Annotated in this window: 14 protein-coding genes; 8 read left to right on the top strand and 6 right to left on the bottom strand. The window is 63.2% G+C overall.

Translation table 11 applies throughout. From position 1 onward, the window contains the following. Positions 1-94: 94 nt before the first annotated feature. Complete coding sequence (locus tag FEV53_RS09265; RefSeq protein ID WP_142834537.1) at positions 95-1,069, top strand: LysM peptidoglycan-binding domain-containing protein; 975 nt, start codon at positions 95-97, stop codon at positions 1,067-1,069. Positions 1,070-1,091: 22 nt separating this feature from the next. Next, positions 1,092-2,906 carry an ABCB family ABC transporter ATP-binding protein/permease gene (locus FEV53_RS09260; RefSeq protein WP_142834536.1) on the top strand — a complete coding sequence of 605 codons (1,815 nt, stop codon included), beginning with the start codon at positions 1,092-1,094 and terminating at the stop codon, positions 2,904-2,906. A gap of 143 nt (positions 2,907-3,049) precedes the next feature. Here FEV53_RS09260 and FEV53_RS09255 read toward each other — a convergent pair whose 3' ends face one another. From FEV53_RS09255 to FEV53_RS09245, 3 genes are all read right to left on the bottom strand, one after another. Then, complete coding sequence (locus FEV53_RS09255) at positions 3,050-3,301, bottom strand: HP1242/YdcH family protein (RefSeq protein WP_142834535.1); 252 nt, start codon at positions 3,299-3,301, stop codon at positions 3,050-3,052. Positions 3,302-3,477: 176 nt separating this feature from the next. Next, complete coding sequence (locus FEV53_RS09250; RefSeq protein ID WP_142834534.1) at positions 3,478-7,236, bottom strand: efflux RND transporter permease subunit; 3,759 nt, start codon at positions 7,234-7,236, stop codon at positions 3,478-3,480. Continuing rightward, on the bottom strand, positions 7,233-8,453 hold the full coding sequence (locus FEV53_RS09245; protein WP_142834533.1) for an efflux RND transporter periplasmic adaptor subunit: 1,221 nt from the start codon (positions 8,451-8,453) through the stop codon (positions 7,233-7,235). Before FEV53_RS09245 ends, FEV53_RS09250 begins: the two co-directional genes overlap by 4 nt. A gap of 213 nt (positions 8,454-8,666) precedes the next feature. On the opposite strand from FEV53_RS09245, the gene FEV53_RS09240 reads away from it, so the two are divergent. Genes FEV53_RS09240 through der form a run of 3 tightly spaced genes read left to right on the top strand, consistent with a single transcriptional unit; the run spans position 8,667 to position 12,093 of the window. Continuing rightward, complete coding sequence (locus FEV53_RS09240) at positions 8,667-9,326, top strand: tetratricopeptide repeat protein (RefSeq protein WP_142834532.1); 660 nt, start codon at positions 8,667-8,669, stop codon at positions 9,324-9,326. 10 nt (positions 9,327-9,336) lie between these two features. After that, positions 9,337-10,635 carry an outer membrane protein assembly factor BamB family protein gene (locus FEV53_RS09235; RefSeq protein ID WP_142834531.1) on the top strand — a complete coding sequence of 433 codons (1,299 nt, stop codon included), beginning with the start codon at positions 9,337-9,339 and terminating at the stop codon, positions 10,633-10,635. 18 nt (positions 10,636-10,653) lie between these two features. Further along, positions 10,654-12,093, top strand: coding sequence for a ribosome biogenesis GTPase Der (gene der / locus FEV53_RS09230; protein ID WP_142834530.1), 1,440 nt, complete (start codon positions 10,654-10,656; stop codon positions 12,091-12,093). A 41-nt stretch (positions 12,094-12,134) separates the two neighbouring features. On the opposite strand, the gene FEV53_RS09225 is transcribed toward der, so the two are convergent. After that, complete coding sequence (locus FEV53_RS09225; protein WP_142834529.1) at positions 12,135-12,815, bottom strand: hypothetical protein; 681 nt, start codon at positions 12,813-12,815, stop codon at positions 12,135-12,137. 71 nt (positions 12,816-12,886) lie between these two features. Further along, a complete protein-coding gene (gene serS, locus FEV53_RS09220) occupies positions 12,887-14,176 on the bottom strand; it encodes a serine--tRNA ligase (RefSeq protein WP_142834528.1) in 1,290 nt (429 codons plus the stop codon). Positions 14,177-14,342: 166 nt separating this feature from the next. Between serS and FEV53_RS09215 the strand changes: the two genes are divergently transcribed. Then, on the top strand, positions 14,343-14,864 hold the full coding sequence (locus FEV53_RS09215; protein WP_142834527.1) for a 2,4'-dihydroxyacetophenone dioxygenase family protein: 522 nt from the start codon (positions 14,343-14,345) through the stop codon (positions 14,862-14,864). Positions 14,865-14,921: 57 nt separating this feature from the next. On the opposite strand, the gene FEV53_RS09210 is transcribed toward FEV53_RS09215, so the two are convergent. Beyond that, on the bottom strand, positions 14,922-16,163 hold the full coding sequence (locus tag FEV53_RS09210) for a pentapeptide repeat-containing protein (RefSeq protein WP_142834526.1): 1,242 nt from the start codon (positions 16,161-16,163) through the stop codon (positions 14,922-14,924). 146 nt (positions 16,164-16,309) lie between these two features. Between FEV53_RS09210 and yajC the strand changes: the two genes are divergently transcribed. Beyond that, positions 16,310-16,636 (top strand): preprotein translocase subunit YajC, encoded by a 327-nt coding sequence (gene yajC, locus FEV53_RS09205; protein ID WP_142834525.1) that lies wholly within the window; start codon positions 16,310-16,312, stop codon positions 16,634-16,636. Next, positions 16,636-18,309, top strand: coding sequence for a protein translocase subunit SecD (gene secD, locus FEV53_RS09200; RefSeq protein ID WP_142834524.1), 1,674 nt, complete (start codon positions 16,636-16,638; stop codon positions 18,307-18,309). The genes yajC and secD overlap by 1 nt, the downstream gene beginning before the upstream one ends.

The raw sequence follows: 18,309 nt of genomic DNA, 5'->3' as shown, positions 1-18,309 counted from the left end.
GCATTCCTTTACCGGACTTGAACCCTGATTAAGGACAGTCCACCCTAGGGACAACCTTTGGTGAGGACGGTTCAAAGATCCGGAAAGGAGCGCAATGCGCGGATTTTTCTGGCTGCTGATGCTGGCTCTGGTGGTCACTCACCTGATCCGGCGCGCGGATCCGCCAGAGGCACCGCCGGTTATACCTGCCCCCCAGACCGAGCAGGCGGCCCTACCGGACGATCCCGCCATGGATCTGCCTCAACTCGACGTGTTGCGGATCGAGCCCGACGGGACCACGCTCTTGTCCGGGCGGGCGCTGCCGGGGGATCGGGTCACCGTGCTGCTGGATGACAGGCCGCTCGCAGAGGTCGAGGCTGAGGCGGATGGGGGGTTTGTCAGCTTTCTGACGCTTCCCGAGCGTGCTGCATCCAGCGTCCTGTCTCTGCGGGTCGTCGAAAAGGACGGCACAGTGCGCGAGGCAGAGCGTCGCTTTGTTGTCGGGCCGACCCCTGTGGCCGTTCGCGCTCCCGACACGACGACGATTGGCACGACCCCAGATCTGCCCGCGAGTCCTCGCGTGCTGGCATCCGAAGGCGGGCGCCTCGAAGTTTTGTCCCAGAGTCCGGAAATCGAGGATCTCTCCATTGATACCGTGAGTTATGCTCAGGATGGCACGCCTGTTCTGGGCGGACGTGCGCCGGCTGAAACACCCGTGCGGATCTATCTGGATAACGAACCGGTGGGACTGGCCCGCACGGAGGCGGACGGACAATGGCGGCTGGATCTGCCCGAGCTGACGCCACGGCCCTACACCTTGCGGGTGGATGAGCTGGACGAGGACGGTTCGGTCGTCAGCCGTGCCGAAACCCCCTTCCGACCAGAAAGCCCCGATCTCCTTGCGGAGCTCGCTGCCGGGGCGGGGGATCTGGACCAGATCGTGGTGCAGCCCGGTTACAGCTTGTGGGTGATCTCCGAAGAACGTTATGGAGACGGGGTCAACTATGTCCGCGTATTCGAGGCGAACAGTGACCGGATCATCGATCCTGACCTGATCTATCCGGGACAGGTGCTCACGCTGCCAGAATGACCGCCGAGCCGGAAGGAAGCGCATGAATTCAGAGACCGCAAGCCGCCCCGACGCCGAGGCGCAGGGGCTTGGCGTCATCCTGCGGGTGCTCCCCTATCTTTGGCCGCGCGAAGAGTCCTGGGTGCGCCGCCGCGTCGTGTTCTCTATGCTGGCGCTTCTGCTGGCCAAGGTGATCGCCGTCGGCACGCCGTTTTTCTACAAGGCTGCTGTGGATTCGCTGGCGGGCGAGGGGGTCAGCCCCGCATGGGCGCTGGGGGCCGGAGCGGTCGGTCTGACGATCGCCTATGGGGTGACGCGCGCCTTGGGCGTGGGGATGCAGCAGCTCCGGGATGCGATCTTTGCGAAGGTCGGGCAGCGGGCTTTGCGCAAGCTCGCGCTCTCGACGTTCCAACACATCCATGCACTTTCGCTCAGCTATCACATCCAGCGCCGCACCGGCTCGCTGCAAAGGATCATGGAGCGCGGGATCAAGGGCGTGGAGTTCCTCCTGCGATTCCTGCTGTTCTCCATCGGCCCTTTGGCGCTGGAACTCGTCCTTGTGGGTGTGGTCCTCGCGGTGCTGTTCGACTGGCGCTATCTGGCGGTCGTGGCGCTGACGATCCTAGCTTATGTGGCCTTTACCTTCCGGGTCACCGAATGGCGGGTCCGCATCCGGCGCAAGATGAATGACGCGGATAATGATGCTGCGCAGAAGGCCGTGGACAGCCTGCTGAATTTCGAGACGGTCAAATATTTCGGCGCCGAACGCCGGGAGGCCGATCGCTATGACGGCGCCATGGAGCGCTACGTGGATGCGGCACTCCGGACCAGCTACTCACTGGCCGCGCTGAATTTCGGCCAGTCCCTGATTATCACCGCAGGCCTCGTCTCGGTCATGGTGATGGCGGCGATGGGCGTGCAGGCTGGCGAACTCACCACCGGCGATTTCGTCATGGTCAACGCCTACATGATCCAGATCACCGTGCCGCTGAACTTCCTTGGCACTGTTTATCGGGAGATCCGGCAGGCGCTGGTGGATATGGGACAGATGTTCGGTCTGCTCGAGCAGCCCGCCGATGTGCGCGACGCGCCGGACGCGACCAGGCTGGAGGTCCCGGCGGGCGAAGTGGTGTTCGATGACGTTCGCTTTGGTTACGGTCCGGATCGGGAGGTCTTGCAAGGCGTGTCCTTCGCCGTGCCACCGGGACGCACTCTGGCGCTGGTGGGGGCTTCTGGTGCAGGGAAAAGCACCATCGGGCGGCTGCTCTTCCGGTTCTACGACGTGACCGGCGGCGCGGTGCGCATCGACGGGCAGGACCTGCGCGAGGTGACTCAGGACAGCCTGCACAACGCCATCGGCGTGGTGCCGCAGGACACGGTGCTGTTCAACGACACGATCCTCTACAACATTTCCTATGGCCGCCCCGACGCGACCCGAACAGAGATCGAAGCCGCCGCCCAAGCCGCGCAGATCCACGAGTTTGTCATGTCCTTGCCGGATGGATACGACACGCAGGTCGGTGAGCGCGGGCTGAAGCTCTCGGGCGGTGAGAAACAGCGCGTCGGCATCGCCCGCACGATCCTAAAGGACCCGCCGATCCTGCTGTTGGATGAGGCGACCTCGGCGCTTGACAGCGAGACCGAGCGCGGCATCCAAAGCGCGCTGCGGGCGATCGGCGAGGGGCGCAGCGTCGTGGTCATCGCCCACCGGCTGTCAACCATCGCCGATGCCGACGAGATCGTAGTCCTGCACGAAGGCCGGGTGGCCGAGCGCGGCACCCACGAGGGACTCCTGGCGCAGGGCGGACGCTATGCGATGCTCTGGCAGAGGCAGGCTAGCGAAGAAGAAGCGGCCTGAGTTATTCCCGAAACGGGCTGCCAAAGGCGACGGAAGGGCGTTCCCGAGGGCGTCACCGGATCAAGTTTTGCCCCCAGCTTGGGCAGGCGCGGACAGATGAGCCTCTCCGTCCGCGCCTGTTCGGACTATCGTCACGTCTGAGATTACGACGCTTGCTCGCTTTGCTTCAGCGCGGCGTAGAGCTCGTCCTTCAGTGCCATCCGCTTTTTGCGCAGGGTGACAAGTGTCTCGTCGCTCATCGGCTCGACGTCCGTTTCACCCCGGTGAACTTCGCGGTTCACGTCGTGATACTCGTCAAACAGCCGCGCAAAATGTGCGTCGTTTGTTTTCAGGGTGTGAATCGCATCGGCGTATTCGGGGAACTCTTGCACGAGCTCATGGGGAACGTGGGACATTGCGTACTCCTGTATAGACAGAATTTACTTATGGGACTTTTGCCGTGGATGGAATTGCCGCCTCCGGTGAAAAGCACAATTTTCCGGAGGCGGTGGCTGCGGATGAGTGGCTCCTCCGGGTGTTCGCGGCCCAATACGCGCGATCCGACACGCTCGTAAGATCCCCGGAGCGCGCCTTATTCCGCTGCCTCAACCGGACGCGGCAAGGCGGGGGGCGCGGGTTCGGTGTCCCAGATGATCTCCATCCCCTTGGCCTTACGGATCTCGCGGCTCAGACGCATGTCTTCCTTCACGCTGCGGGCCGCGAGGGCTTGCAGGCGTTTCGCGCCGCCATAGGCAGCCTTGGAGAACCAGACGCGGAAGGCCAGCGCGGCAGGGGTGAAAACCAGCGTTAGAACCGTGGCGATACCGAGGCCGAACACCACGGCGGTGGCCAGTTGCTTCCACCAGAGCGCAGTCGGGCTGTCGACCGTGAAGCCGCCACCGATAAAGTCGAGGCTGAGCCCGAACATCATCGGCGTCAGGCCTGCCATCGTGGTGATCGTGGTTAGCAGCACGGGCCGGATGCGCATCTCGGCGGTGCGCACGATCGCCTCCAGCCGGGGCATGTGGCGACTGAACTCCTGATAGGTGTCGATCAGCACGATGTTGTTGTTTACCACGATCCCGGCAAGCGCGACGATCCCCGTTCCGGTCATGATCACCGAGAAGGGCTGCCCCATAACGATCATCCCCCAGAAGCTGCCAGCGGTGGACATGACCACAGCGGACAGGACAAGGACCGCGTTGTAGAGGCTGTTGAATTGCGCCAGCAGGATCACGAAGATCAGACCCAGCGCGGCCGGATAGGCCTTTGACAGGAAGGCCGCACTTTCGGCCTGATCTTCCTGTTCGCCGGTCCATTCCCAGGCGATATTGGCCGGCAGCGGGTCTGTCCCGAGCCACGCGGTGAGCGCCTCGATCCGCTCATTGGCGGTGAGCGGGGTGAGGGACAGGGTGGCTGTGCCCGCATCCAGAGCCTGCGTCACCGCCTCACGGGTGATGTCCCCGGTGAACTCGCTGACCTTGAAGTAGCGCGGTCCGCTGGTGCCGAAGAGGCCCTTGGTTCCGGCAATCTCAAAATCATAGGCGCTGCCGGTGGCCTCCTCGGCGGTCAGCTCGGTGGCCAGGCCGATATCGGTAGGGCTCGCATCTGCGTCCTCAGGCACCAGCCGCAGCATCTTCAGGTCGGCGATGATGTCCGCCTTCACGTCGAAATAGCGGCGCTGGTCGACACGGTTGATCTGACCGATATTCGGTACGGGGGTGCGGGTGACAAAATTTGACAAGGGCACCAGCCCATCGCCCGTGCGAACCTTCAGGTTGTCAAGAGTGGAGAGGAGACGGTCCTCTTCGGGCAGGCGCACGCGGATCTCGACCTCTTCATCGGAGCCGTCGATGCGCATCGTGTCGAGCAGAATGCCCCGCGTGACCAGCTGCACCATACCGCCCACGATGGCCACGTCTGCCCCGTAGCGACCGGCTTCTTCGACATCGACATCGATCTGAAAGTCGATCCGGGGCAGGGGCAGCGTGTCCTCGATATCCTTGAGGCCCGGCAGGGTGTCGAATCGGGCGCGGGTGATCGCGGCGGCCTGATAGAGGCTCTGCCAGTCCTCGCCCTTGAGCCGCAGGTGGACGGGCTTGGCACTGGCGGGGCCGCGCGACAGGTTCACGATCTCGGTGCGGATGCCGGGGATTAGCGCCAGCTTCTGGCGCAGTCCTTCGAGCACCAGATCCCCGTCCAGATCTGCGGTGTCCAGGCCGTTCTTTCTGGCATAGGCAGGGCGGTCTTCCCAGCGCACCAACTCGATCTGAACCTGACCCACCGTGTCGAGGGGGCTCTGCCCGCCGCCCGTATTGTTGTTGATCCCACCCTCACCGGCAAAGGCAAAGACCGAGTCGATGCCGGGCGTCGCGATGGCGATCTCTTCGGCCTGTCGCAGGATGTCGTCCTTTTCCGTCAGGCTGAGATTGCCGCGGGCGCGGACATAGACCAGCGCCTGTTCCGGCTCGCTATCAACGAAGAATTCAGTGCCGTTATTGTTGGCGCCGTAATAGCCAAACGAAAAGACAATGAAGCCAATCACCGCGCCCATGGCGATCACCGGACCGATAGGGTTCAGGACCGTCAGGGACATGAGGCGGCCAAAGGGCGTGCGACGGTGCTTACCGGTCAGGCCGGGTTCGGGGCGCTCGCGGGTCAGGGTCTTGATGGCGATACCCGCGACAGACGCGCTGATGGCGAAGATCAGCATCCCTGGAACGCTGGAGCCCGCGTCGAACAGATAGCTCGGGTTCAGGGCCTGCATCGCGCCGACAAAGACCAGAGCGCTAAAGACCACGGCTGCGAGCAGACGGACCAGCCACGGGACGGTGTGCTTGATGTGCTCTGCGAGGTCGTCTGTGGTGCGGCTGAGCCGGCCCGCGACGCCGCCCATCACCGGCAGGTAGATCAGCGCCACGATCAGCGAGGCCGAGAGGACGAAGATCAGCGTGACCGGCAGCATTCCCATAAATTCGCCCGCCACACCGGGCCAGAACAGCATCGGCAGGAAGGCGCAGAGCGTCGTCGCAGTGGAGGAGACGATGGGCCAGAACATCCGCCGCGCGGCTTCTGTGTAGGCGGCCATCGGACCTGAGCCCTCGGTGATGCGGCGGTCAGCATATTCAACCACCACGATGGCGCCGTCCACCAGCATCCCCACGGCAAGGATCAGGCCGAACATCACGATGTTGGAGATCGAGATCCCCATCAGGCCAAGCAGGATGAAGCACAACAGGAACGAGGTCGGGATGGCAAAGCCTACCAGTACCGCAGAACGCAGGCCCAGCGCGGCGAGGACGACGATCATCACCAGCGCAATGGCGGTCAGGACCGAGCCTTCGAGCTGGCGCACCATGCTGTCCACCTGTACAGACTGGTCGTTCGAGGTGCCCACGGTCACCGCGTCGCGAAGAACCTCGGGCCAGCCTTCCTGCACCTCGGCCAGCACGGCCTCAACCTCGGCCACGGTGTCGATGATGTTGTAACCCTTGCGCTTGACGATTTGCAGCGCCACGGTCTTTTCGCCGTTAAAGCGAGCCGTGCCCTCGCGATCCTCGAAGGTCAGGCGAATGTCGGCCAGATCGCCCAGCGTCACCACCCGGTCCGCACTGACCTTAACCGGCAAGGCAAAGATATCCTCCGGCTCGTCGAAGCTTGACGGCAGCTTTACCGAAAATGTGCCCTGATCGGTCTCGACCTCACCCGCCGCGATGAGCTGGTTGTTGTTGCGCACCACCGAGATCAGCTCGCCTGCGGTGACGTTGTAGGCTTCGAGACGCAGGGGGTCGATGATCACCTCGACCATCTCGTCGCGATTGCCCGCAATGGGGGCTTCGAGAACGGATTCGATGGTCTCGAGCCGGTCCTGAAGAGATTTTGCAACCCGCAGCAGTGTGCGCTCGGGGACCTGACCCGTGAGGTTGACGATCAGAATCGGAAATTCGGAGAAATTGAACTCGTTGATCGAGTATTGCTCGGCGCCCTCGGGAAACTCGGCCTCGGCAGAATTCATAGCGTCGCGTACATCGGCGAGGACTTTGGTCTTGTCCCAGCCAAACTCGAACTCCAGCGCTATGCCCGCATAGTTTTCGCCAGCCGTGCCGGTCATGGTCTTCAGACCGTCCAGATCCGCCAGCTCGCTCTCCATGGGCTTGACCAGCAGTGTCTCGGAATCTTCCGCCGAAATGCCGGGAAACGGAACCGAGATGAACAGCGCAGGCACTTCGATATCGGGCTCACCCTCTTTGGGCAGGCCCTGATAGGTCAACCAGCCCGCCGCGAGAGACATGATAATGAAGGCCAACACCATGCGCGCATGGGCGGCAGCCCAGTCGACGAGGCGGGTCATTGGGGCAGCTCCCGGAGGGTCACCTCGAGAGGCACGCCGTCCGAGACAAACTCCTGCCCGACCACGATGACCTGCGCTTGTTCGGGCAGGCCGGCGAGATAGACCCCTTGCCGGGTATCGCGCAGCACGGTCACCGGGACGAAGCCCGCTTCATCTGCCTCCGTGACCAGCCGCACACCCATTTCGCCCATATCGTTCAGGGTGAGCGCTGATTGCGGCAGCAGATGCGCCAGCGTGCCGTCCGAAGATATCGTGATCTCGACCGTTTCACCATCGCGGAGGCGCTGCTCGGGGTTTGGGATCTCAATCTCCGTGCGGAAGGTGCGGGTGTCGGGATCCGCCGAGCGCGACAGGAATGTGACCTGCCCGCTCACCTCGCGGCCGCCGGACAGGATCCCACTAGCCTCAGCCCCAAGGGTGACCTTGCTCACCGACAATTCGGGCACGAATCCCACAAGCTTGATCGGGTCAAGCTGGATGATTTCCGCGCAGGTCCCGCCGGCTTGCAGAAGCGCGCCAAGTTCCGAGGTGTCACTCTCCAGCAGCCCGCCAAAAGGGGCCGTGATGGTGAGACGATCGATCTCGGTCTCGGCGGCAGCGACGGCGGCGCGGGCTGAGCTGACTTGGGCCTCGATGGACTGCAATCCCCCCTCAGCGGCCTGAATGGCGGCACGAGCCGATTCGGCGGCGGCGTCGCTGGAAGCGACCCGCGTCTGGGAGGCGAAGCCGCGATCCGAGAGTTTTGTTGCGGCATTCTGGTTGATTTCAGCCTCGATCAGTCGTGCCTTTGCTTCGATCAGCCGGGCTTCGGCGCCCGGTCGTGCAGCCTCGGCCTCAGCGAGCCGGGCCTTTTGCTCAGCGAGCGTGCTGGCCCGCGTACCCGGATCAATCCGGCAGAGCACATCGCCCTCGGCCACCCGCGCGCCTTTGCGCAAAGGCTCCGAGATGACGCGCCCGGTGGTCTCAGCGCGGACTTCGACCCGGCGGGCGGCTTCGGTCCGGCCCCGCAGGATGATTTCGCTGCCGACAGGCTGCGCGACGGATCGGACGGCCACGACGGACACACCTCGGCGCTCTTCCGGTGCTTCCACCTCGGCGGCAACCTCTTCGACCGCTGGCGCGGCGCCAGCGAAATCGAGCACCTCGTTCCGCTCAAACACAAAGAAATACAGCGAGGCCGCCACGATCAGGGCTGTGATCAGGGAAACGAGGCGCATGAGGGATCCTTTGGAGCTGCGGATGGCCGGGGCGTCTGGACATTGATCTTATCTAGGGTCTGCGAGAACTAAACCAATCGGTTCGCTTCACGAGACGGCGATTATTTACCCATTGGCCTGAGAAATTCCAGCCCGATGCGGGCAATGGTCGCGATCCCCTTGGCTTTCCGGGTGTGAACGGGCAAACAGTCCGCCAAGTGATGGAGGGCGCCCGTGAGCGACAGCGACAACTTTATCAACGAGGTCACCGAAGAGGTGCGCCGGGACCGGCTCTTTGGCCTCATTCGAAAATATGGCTGGATTGCCATTCTGCTGGTGGTGCTCATGGTTGGCACGGCTGCGTGGATCGAGTGGCAAAGGGCGAGCAAGCGGGCCGACGCCGAGGCGTTCGGGGATGCGATCGTTGCGGCGCTGGGTCTGGAGACCGACGCCGAGCGGCGCGATGCCCTGTCCCAGATCGACGCCGAAGGGGGCCGCGCTGCGCTGATTGCCATGCTCTCTGCGGGCGCCATGGAAGATGACGGATCCTCGGATGCTGTCCGCGCTGATCTGGAGCAGGTGTCCGGCGACGAAACCGTGCCCCAACTGTATCGCGATCTGGCCACTTTGAAGCTGGTGATGATTCAGCAGGACGAGGTCAGCCCAGAGGACATTCTGGAGCGGCTTGATCCTCTGACGGCGCCGGGGCGACCCTACCGACTTCTGGCCGAAGAGCAACGCGCGCTGGCGCAGGTGCGGGCTGGCGATAACGACGCGGCCCTGACGACGCTCGACGCCATCCGGAACGACGGTGCTGCGACACGTGACTTGCAACGGCGGGTTCAGCAGTTGATCATCGCCCTCGGCGGAACGCTCGACACCACAAGCGGCTGAGGGCTGACAGATGATGCGGATCGGAATTCTCTTGGCGGGTGCGGCGCTGGCTTTGGCCGGGTGCGGCGATCAGGAAGAAATCCTCGTGGGACCACGCGAAAGCGTTCGAGGCGGTGACATCGCGCTGGCGCAGCAGGGCGCCGTCGGCCTGTCGTTACCGGCCGTAACGCAGCTTGCGGACTGGACCCACAAGTCAGCGAACGCCCGGCATGACAGGCCCCATGCGGCCCTGTCCCCCAACCCGCAACTGCGTCTGTCGGTGCCGATTGGCATGGGAAATGACCGCAAGCATCGCATTTCCACCGACCCGGTCATCGCGGGCGGTCGGATCTACACCGTGGACAGCCGGTCTCAGGTGATGGCGCATTCCCTCGCGGGGCAGGTTCTGTGGCGGACACAAGTCTCCCCCGGCGGCGAACCCATAGACGATTCGTCCGGTGCGGGTCTCGCGGTCTCGGGTGGACGTCTCTATGTCTCGACAACGTTTGGCGAGCTGATCGCGCTTGATACGGCGACAGGGCGGCGGGTCTGGACCCAGGATCTGGGTGCTTCTGCGGCGGGCGCACCCACCGTCTCCGGCAGCAGCGTGTACGTGGTCAACCGCGATGCCACTGCATTTGCGATCAACACCGCCAATGGCCGCATCCGCTGGACGGAGCAGGGCGTCCCGGCTGCGGCGGGCGTGGTGGGCGGCGCGTCTCCTGCGGTGGGGTCCGGTCTCGTCGTCCTTCCATTTCCCGGACGCGATCTGCGCGGGCTTCTGCCCGAAGGCGGCACCCGGCGCTGGACAGCCGCCGTTGGTGGCAAGCGCCTCGCCCGGGCATATGCCTCCATTGCGGACCTCACGGGTGATCCTGTCATTTCGGGCGGGCGCGTTTACACCGGCTCCAGTTCCGGTCAGATCACCGCGCATGAGCTGACGGATGGCCGGCTCATCTGGTCGACGGATCAGGGCGCCATGTCTCCGGTGGCCGTGGCGGGCGGATCGGTCTTTGCTGTGTCGGACCTGAACCAGCTCGTCCGCCTGTCGGCCAGCAGCGGCGACCTGATCTGGGCGGTGGATCTGCCCTACTACAAGCGGAACCAGATCCGCCGACGCCGGGACATCTATGCTCATTACGGACCGGTATTGGCGGGGGGACGGCTCTGGGTCGCGTCCTCCGATGGCACCTTGCGCGCGTTCGATCCGACGTCGGGTGCACTCAGGGCGCAAATCGAGTTGCCCGGAGGGGCTGCGACCAACCCGGTGGTTGCGGGTGGCGTGCTTTACGTTGTGAACCGCGACGGACAGTTGCTGGGCTACCGATAAGCGGCTAAGGGGCAGAGCATGAGCTTTACCCTTGCCATTGTCGGCCGGCCTAATGTCGGCAAATCCACCCTGTTCAACCGATTGGTTGGCAAGCGTCTGGCGCTGGTCGATGACCGGCCCGGCGTGACCCGTGACCTGCGCGAGGGCGAGGCACGGCTGGGGGATCTTCGTTTCACGGTGATTGACACAGCCGGTCTCGAAGAGGCCACCGACGAATCGCTGCAGGGCCGAATGCGGCGCCTGACCGAGCGCGCCGTGGATATGGCCGATATCTGTCTCTTTGTGGTCGATGCGCGCACCGGGATCACCCCCACGGACGAGGTGTTCGCCGAGATCCTGCGCAAGCGCGCGCGACATCTGATTCTTGCTGCGAATAAGTGCGAAGGTCGTGCGGCCGAGGGCGGCCTCCTGGAGGCCTATGGGCTCGGCCTCGGAGAGCCCTTGCGCCTGTCGGCGGAGCATGGCGAGGGAATGCCGGAACTCTATTCGATGCTCCAGCCGCTGGCCGATGTGGTGACCGAAGTCGACCGCGCCGCCGCGCCCGACACCGAGGTGGATCTCGACGAGGACGAGACTGACGCCCCCCGCGTTCCGACCCGTGAAAAGCCTCTGCAGATCGCCGTCGTGGGGCGCCCAAATGCGGGTAAATCTACTCTGGTCAACGCGCTACTGGGCGAGGATCGCCTGCTGACCGGTCCCGAGGCCGGGATCACCCGGGATGCGATTTCGGTATCACTCGACTGGGGCGAGATGCCGGTTCGCATCTTTGACACGGCGGGAATGCGCAAACGGGCCAAGGTGACGGAAAAGCTGGAAAAGCTCTCGGTCTCCGATGGTCTGCGCGCGGTGAAATTCGCCGAGGTCGTGGTGGTTCTGCTCGACGCTGCGATTCCCTTTGAGCAGCAGGACCTGCGCATCGCGGCTTTGGCCGAGCGCGAGGGACGGGCTGTGGTCATCGCGGTGAATAAATGGGACGCCGAGCCGGATAAGAACGCGAAGATCCGCGAGCTGCGCGAAGCGTGCGAGCGCCTCCTGCCGCAGTTGCGCGGCGTACCGCTGGTCACAGTGTCGGCCAAGACGGGCAAGGGGCTTGACCGACTGTGCGACGCGGTGGTCTCGGCTCATGATGTATGGAACCGCCGGGTCTCAACGTCGCGGCTGAACCAGTGGCTCACCGGCATGGTCGAGGCGCACCCGCCCCCCGCACCGGGCGGTCGCCGGATCAAGCTGCGGTATATGACCCAGGCAAAGACGAGACCCCCCGGATTTGTCGTCATGTGCTCGAATCCCAAAGAGATGTCCGAGTCTTATGAGCGGTATCTCATCAACGGGCTCAGGCAGGATTTCGACATGCCGGGAACGCCAATCCGGCTCTGGATGCGCAGTCAGGCGGATCAGAACCCGTATAAGGATCGCAAGAAATCCACGCCGTCGCGGCTACGCAAACATTTGAAGTAAAAGAGACCCGGGCGCTCAGGCGTCCGGGTTTTTCAATTGGGTCAGGCGCGGGATTGTTTGAACTGGTAGCCGAGAACCGCCAGCGCCCCCAAGCCGCTGAGGCCCGCGACCAGCGGGGAGGTCCCCAGGTTCTGGACGACCAGTGCCACCAGCGCCCAGATAAGCGCCGCGGTATAGCCCCAGCTTGGGCGGCGTGAGAGGATCACGAGCCCGACCACCAGTGCGACGAGGATCGCGAGGATCGCGGCGGGCACCGGTCCGGTTAGACCCCAACCTCCCGCAAGCAAGCCCAGCGAGACAGAAGAGGCAGCCGTCAGCCAACCCGCATAGAGGCCGAGCGGCGTGTCGAGGAGCAGAGGCTCCGAGCGACCTGCGCGCAAAAGCGCCGCCAGAGCAGTCCCGAGCATGATCCAGATCAGCACAGTGGCCCAGATCGGCGACAGGTTGGCCACCGGGATCCAGAAGACGCCCACGCCCAGCGACAGGCTCAGCGGCAGGCGGGTCGCGCCCCAGTCCGGGTTGTCGCGGCGGGTTCCGACGGCGCCGTGGACAATGAGCCACAGATAAATCAGCCCCCAGATCGCGAAGGCATAGCCCGCAGGCTGCGTCGGTGGATCCTCCTGCGGGACGGGGAACGCGTCAGGCGCAAAGCCGCCAAACGAATCCGTCAGGAACGGCGACAGGGCGAAAGCGAGAGCGAGGAAAAACGGTGCGTACTTCATCTGCCAGACATGGGGTCAAAGCGGACGGGGGCAACGATTCTTCGCAGAAAAATCGCGCCAGTTTGACCCGGTCAGTTGGATGTCACCGGCTCGAGCCGATCAAGCCCGCCCATATAGCCACGCAGCGCGTCGGGGACGACCACGCTGCCGTCCTCTTGCTGACCGTTTTCCAGCACCGCGATGAGGGTCCGCCCCACAGCGAGGCCAGAACCGTTCAGCGTATGCAGAAATTCCGGCTTGCCCCCATCAGTGGGCTTATACCGGGCGTTCATACGACGCGCCTGGAAATCCCAGCAATTCGAGACCGAGGAAATCTCGCGGTACCGGTTCTGACCCGGCAGCCAGACCTCGATATCGTAGGTCCGCCGGGCGCCAAAGCCCGTGTCGCCCGTGCACAGCTTAACCACCCGGTAAGGCAGCCCCAGCTTTTGCAGGATACTTTCGGCGCAGCCCAGCATCCGCTCTTGTTCTGCGTCGGAGTGATCGGGGTGAGTGACCGAGACCATCTCGACCTTTTCAAACTGGTGCTGACGAAGCATACCCGTCGTGTCTTTCCCGGCAGACCCCGCCTCGGAGCGGAAGCAGAGCGTATGCGCCACGTAACGGCGGGGCAGGTAGCTCTCTTCGACCACATGGCCTGCAACGATGTTCGTCAGCGGCACCTCCGACGTCGGCACCAGCCACCAGCCATTGGTGGTCTGATAGCTATCCTCGGAGAATTTCGGCAGCTGCCCGGTGCCGCGCATGGCCTCGTCGCGCACCAGAACCGGCGGGTTCACTTCGGTCAGACCATTCTCCGTCACATGGGTGTCGAGCATGAATTGTGCCAAAGCCCGGTGGAGCCGCGCCACCTGTCCGCTCATCAGAACAAAGCGCGAGCCCGACAGCTTGGCCGCCGTTTCGAAATCAAGTCCGGGCGCGGCCGAGGCCAGCTCGTGGTGCTCTTTCGGCTCGAAATCAAAGCTGCGCGGCTCGCCCACGCGCTTGACCTCGACATTGTCCTCCTCATCGGCACCGTCCGGAACGTCGTCGGCCATCACATTCGGCAGCCCCATCAGGATCTCGGCCAGCTCGGCGTCCTTTTCCCGTGCAATCCGCTCCTGCTCGGCGACTTCGCCCTTTTTCATCGCAACTTCGGCGCGCAGGCGCTCGAACTCCGCCTCATCGCCCTTCGCCTTGGCGGCACCCACCTGTTTTGACGCAGCGTTCTGTTCGGCTTTCGCGGTCTCGGCGGCATGGATCGCGGCCCGACGCTCAGCATCAAGGGCCAGCAGCGGCTCTGAGGCGCCCTCGATTCCGCGACGGGCCATAGCGGCGTCCAACGCGGCGGGGTCCTGACGGATAAGGCGAATATCGTGCATGACGGTCTCCTGCGGACTTTGCGCCCCTATGCCGGATTGAGCGTCCGGAGAAAAGCCCAGTCTGTGACGAAGCATCGGTACGGAACAGGGAACCGATATTGCAATTGTGGGTTGTCAGTGGACACAACGTTCTACCACTCACGACCCAGCTAGAGGGAACATCACCATGAAAGACGGTAAGTACACGAACGCCCCCGATGACGGCACCGTTGCGATCCATGACCAGCACGAGCTGCTTTCGGTAAACCGGTTCGAAATACCCGAGATTGAAGATGCTCTCCCCGGCTTTACGATCACGCCCTTGTTCCTCGACGGCGAAAATGGCGTCTGGGTCATATATGTCAAAGTCGCACCGGGCGGAACGGTGCCGACCCACTTCCACACGGGCCCTGTCCACCTCTACACGCTCAAGGGTGAGTGGTACTACAAAGAGTACCCCGACGACGTGCAGAAAGAGGGCAGCTATCTCTATGAGCCCGGCGGCTCCTATCACACGCTGACCTCAGACACCGGTGCGGAGTTCTTCAACGTGGTGATCGGAGCCAACGTGAATTTTGACGAAGATGGCAATTTCCTGAACGTCATGGACGCCAAGTGGATTCAAGATACTGCTGAAAAGATCGCAGAAGAGCGCGGCATAGAGCTCCAGTACATCATCCCCGGCGGCGGCGCGAAGTTCCGTCGCTAAGCATTCGAAATCACGGAAAACGGGCGGCCCCGCGCCGCCCTTTTTTGTGGTTTTGGATCAGTCCGTGAGATATCCCATCTCCCGCTGCCACGCGCGCCACCGGTTCTCGAAATCATCATCGGGCAGCGACTCAGCGCTCCAATGGGCCAGCTCGCCCTGACCGGCACGACACCCATCTGGCAACTTAACTGTTGAATCGCCGAAGGCTTGCGAGAAGGTCCTGCCGTCATTCCCGCGTAGATCAATCAGTCGCAACCCGGCCCCTTTCAGATTTGCGCTTGTCAAGATAGTGGGCGCGTCGTCTTCAGTGACAACTCTCATCAACTTGGCGTTGGTCAAGTTCGACCGGCCGAATGTCGCGTTTTGGAGTTTGCACTGGCTTAGATTTGCGCCGGTGAAATCGGAATCCGGGACGTAAGCTGAGATTAGCGAAGCCCCCAATAAGTTCGCGTTCCGAAAATAAATCATCGAACGTGTGCTAAGGGACGTGAGCTTCACGGCAATGAGACTGCAATCGGACATGTCGACATCGTCCAGCACCGCGTTGTCCATTCGGGTACCGTCGAAATTGATATTCGACAAGTCTGCGTTGGCCAATTGGAGCCCTTGCAGACTGCATCCGCTCAAATCGGGCCTATATTTTGCCTCAATCTCTTTTGACCGAGCATTCTTCTCCCGCCTCCCGATCACGGTGAGGATTGTTTGAATGTCGACGCGCGGCTTCGGAATGTCTAGGAGTTCAGGTCTATGGCCCCAATAAGCGGCGTCTCCGGCGGGCGCATTATTCCTGACATACGCGCAGAAGATCTCCATGATCTGCACATGGTCGCGCAGGCTGTCCCGCGAAATGCGCTCCAGCGCGTAGATCGCGCCGAGACGGACTTCGAGGTTGGGGACCGTTTCTTCCCCATCCGCCGTCTTTACAACTTTGTCCGCCCCGAGATTCTCAACCGCTTTGTTGATCCGGTCGGTGATGTGGCCTTCTTCGGCCGTGCGGGTCTGGCGCTCGGTGGTCCAGACTTTGACCAATTGAAATACCAGCGTCGTGGCTGCCGCCAGCGCAGCGAGCAAGACCGCAGCACCCGTTGCGAGATTCCGGATATTTTCAGCCGCCGGTTCTTCCTTACCGGCCTCCAGCTGCAAGAGATCAACGATGTCATTCACCGCAATTGCGATTTCGGCGAGGTAGAAGAAAACTGCGCCAGCGGCTGCCGCCAGCCCCGCAGCGATCATAAATTTCCAGTAATGGCGCGGTAGCCATGATCCGACCCTGAGTGAGCGCTGTTTCAAATCAATCATCAAAACTGTCACTTCCAATGCTCAAGAACACCCACTGATCCGCGGCACCTCGCCGCCTTGTGACCACGCTGACGCAATGCCCCTTGCTGGACAAGGGAAGGGGGCACAGATAGGACGGGCAAAACGCAGACAATCGAGGACCGATCATGCTTGCAACTCCCGCTTTCGCTCAGGCCGCCGGTGGTGGAGCCGGTGGCGCTTTTGCCTCCTTCCTGCCGCTCATCCTGATCTTCCTGATCATGTATTTCCTGCTGATCCGTCCGCAGCAGAAAAAGGTCAAAGAGCACCAGAAGATGGTTGAGGCCCTGCGCCGTGGCGATCAGGTGGTGACTGCGGGTGGCCTTGTCGGCAAGGTCGTGAAGGTGCGTGAAGATGGCGAGGTCGAGGTCGAGATCGCAGAAGGTGTGAAGGTGCGCGTGGTGAAGTCCACCATCGCCCATGTGCGCTCCAAGACGGAGCCCGCAGAAGCCTGATGCTGCAGATCCCGCTCTGGAAGCGCCTGTTCATCTGGGCGCTGGTCGCGGTGGGGCTGGCCCTGGCCCTGCCAAACCTGTTTTACGCCCGGGTCGAACAGGCCAATGACGCGCGCGCCGCCATCGAGACGCTGGGCGCGACGCCCGAGCGGAATGCGGCAGCGGAAAACTGGCCATCGTGGTTGCCCTCCGGCCTTGTCAATCTGGGCCTCGACCTGCGGGGCGGGGCGCATCTGCTGGCCGAGGTGCAGGTCGCGGATGTCTATGAGCAGCGCATGGACGGCTTCTGGCCGGATCTGCGGGATGCTCTGCGCGACGCCCGAGATGAGGTCGGCCCGATCCGCCGTGCTGATCAGGGCGGGCCGGAGCTGAAGGTACGCCTCAGCGATGCCGCAGCCCTTCCGCGTGCGATGGAAGTGGCCCGCTCGCTGGCGCGTCCGGTGGCGTCTCTCTCGGGTGCGGGAGCCACGGATATTGAGGTCGCGGGCGAGGAAACTGCCGATGGCGCGATGCTCACCGTCCGCCTGTCGGAGGCCGAGCGCGCCGCTACGGATGATCGCACCGTGCGCCAGTCGCTGGAAATCATCCGCCGCCGGATCGACGAGGTCGGTACGCGCGAGCCCACGATCCAGCGTCAGGGTCAGGACCGGATCCTGATTCAGGTGCCCGGCATCGGCTCGGCCGAAGAGCTGAAGAGCCTCATTGGCACGACGGCGCAGCTGACCTTCCACCCGGTCGCGGGACGGACCACGGATGCGGCCGCCAGTGCTGGTCCGGGCGAGGTGATCTACCCGTCCATCGACGAGCCTGACACGTTTTACGTCTTGGAGCGGACCCCGGTTGTGTCGGGCGAGAACCTCGTGGACAGCCAGCCGTCCTTTGACCAGAACGGCCGCCCGGCGGTGACCTTCCGGTTTAACCCCACCGGCGCGCGGGCGTTCGGCGATTACACGGCGGAGAATATCGGCTCTCCGTTCGCAATTGTGCTGGACGAAGAGGTCATCTCCGCCCCGGTCATCCAAGACCACATCCCCGGCGGCTCCGGCATCATCACCGGTAACTTCACCATTGAGGAATCGACGGAACTGGCGGTGCTTCTGCGTGCGGGTGCCTTGCCGGCCGAGCTGACCTTCCTCGAAGAGCGGACCGTCGGTCCGGAACTGGGCCAGGACAGCATTGACGCGGGGCGCATCGCCTGTCTGGTGGCCTTTGTCGCCGTGCTGGCGCTGATGTGGGCGAGCTACGGGCTGTTCGGCCTCTTTGCCAATATCGCGCTGTTGATCAATGTGGGGCTGATCTTTGGTCTCCTGAGCATGATTGGCGCGACCCTCACCCTGCCGGGCATTGCGGGCATCGTTCTGACCATCGGTATGGCGGTGGATGCCAACGTGCTGGTCTTCGAGCGGATCCGCGAAGAGATGAAGACCGCCAAGGGGCCCAGCCGTGCCATCAGTCTCGGCTATGAGCGTGCGCTGTCGGCTATTGTGGACGCCAATATCACCACTTTCATCATCGCGGGCATCCTGTTCATGCTGGGCTCCGGCCCGGTGCGGGGCTTTGCGGTGACGCTGGGGATCGGCATTATCACCTCCGTGTTCACCGCGATCTTCGTGACGCGGCTCATCATCGTGACGTGGTTCGACCGCGCGCGTCCCAAGAAGATCGAGGTCTGA

Source organism: Palleronia caenipelagi, assembly GCF_007004065.1.
GTDB classification, from domain to species: Bacteria; Pseudomonadota; Alphaproteobacteria; order Rhodobacterales; family Rhodobacteraceae; genus Palleronia; species Palleronia caenipelagi.
Note: the sequence above shows the minus strand (reverse complement) of the source record. Positions and strands in the feature narration are given on the sequence as shown.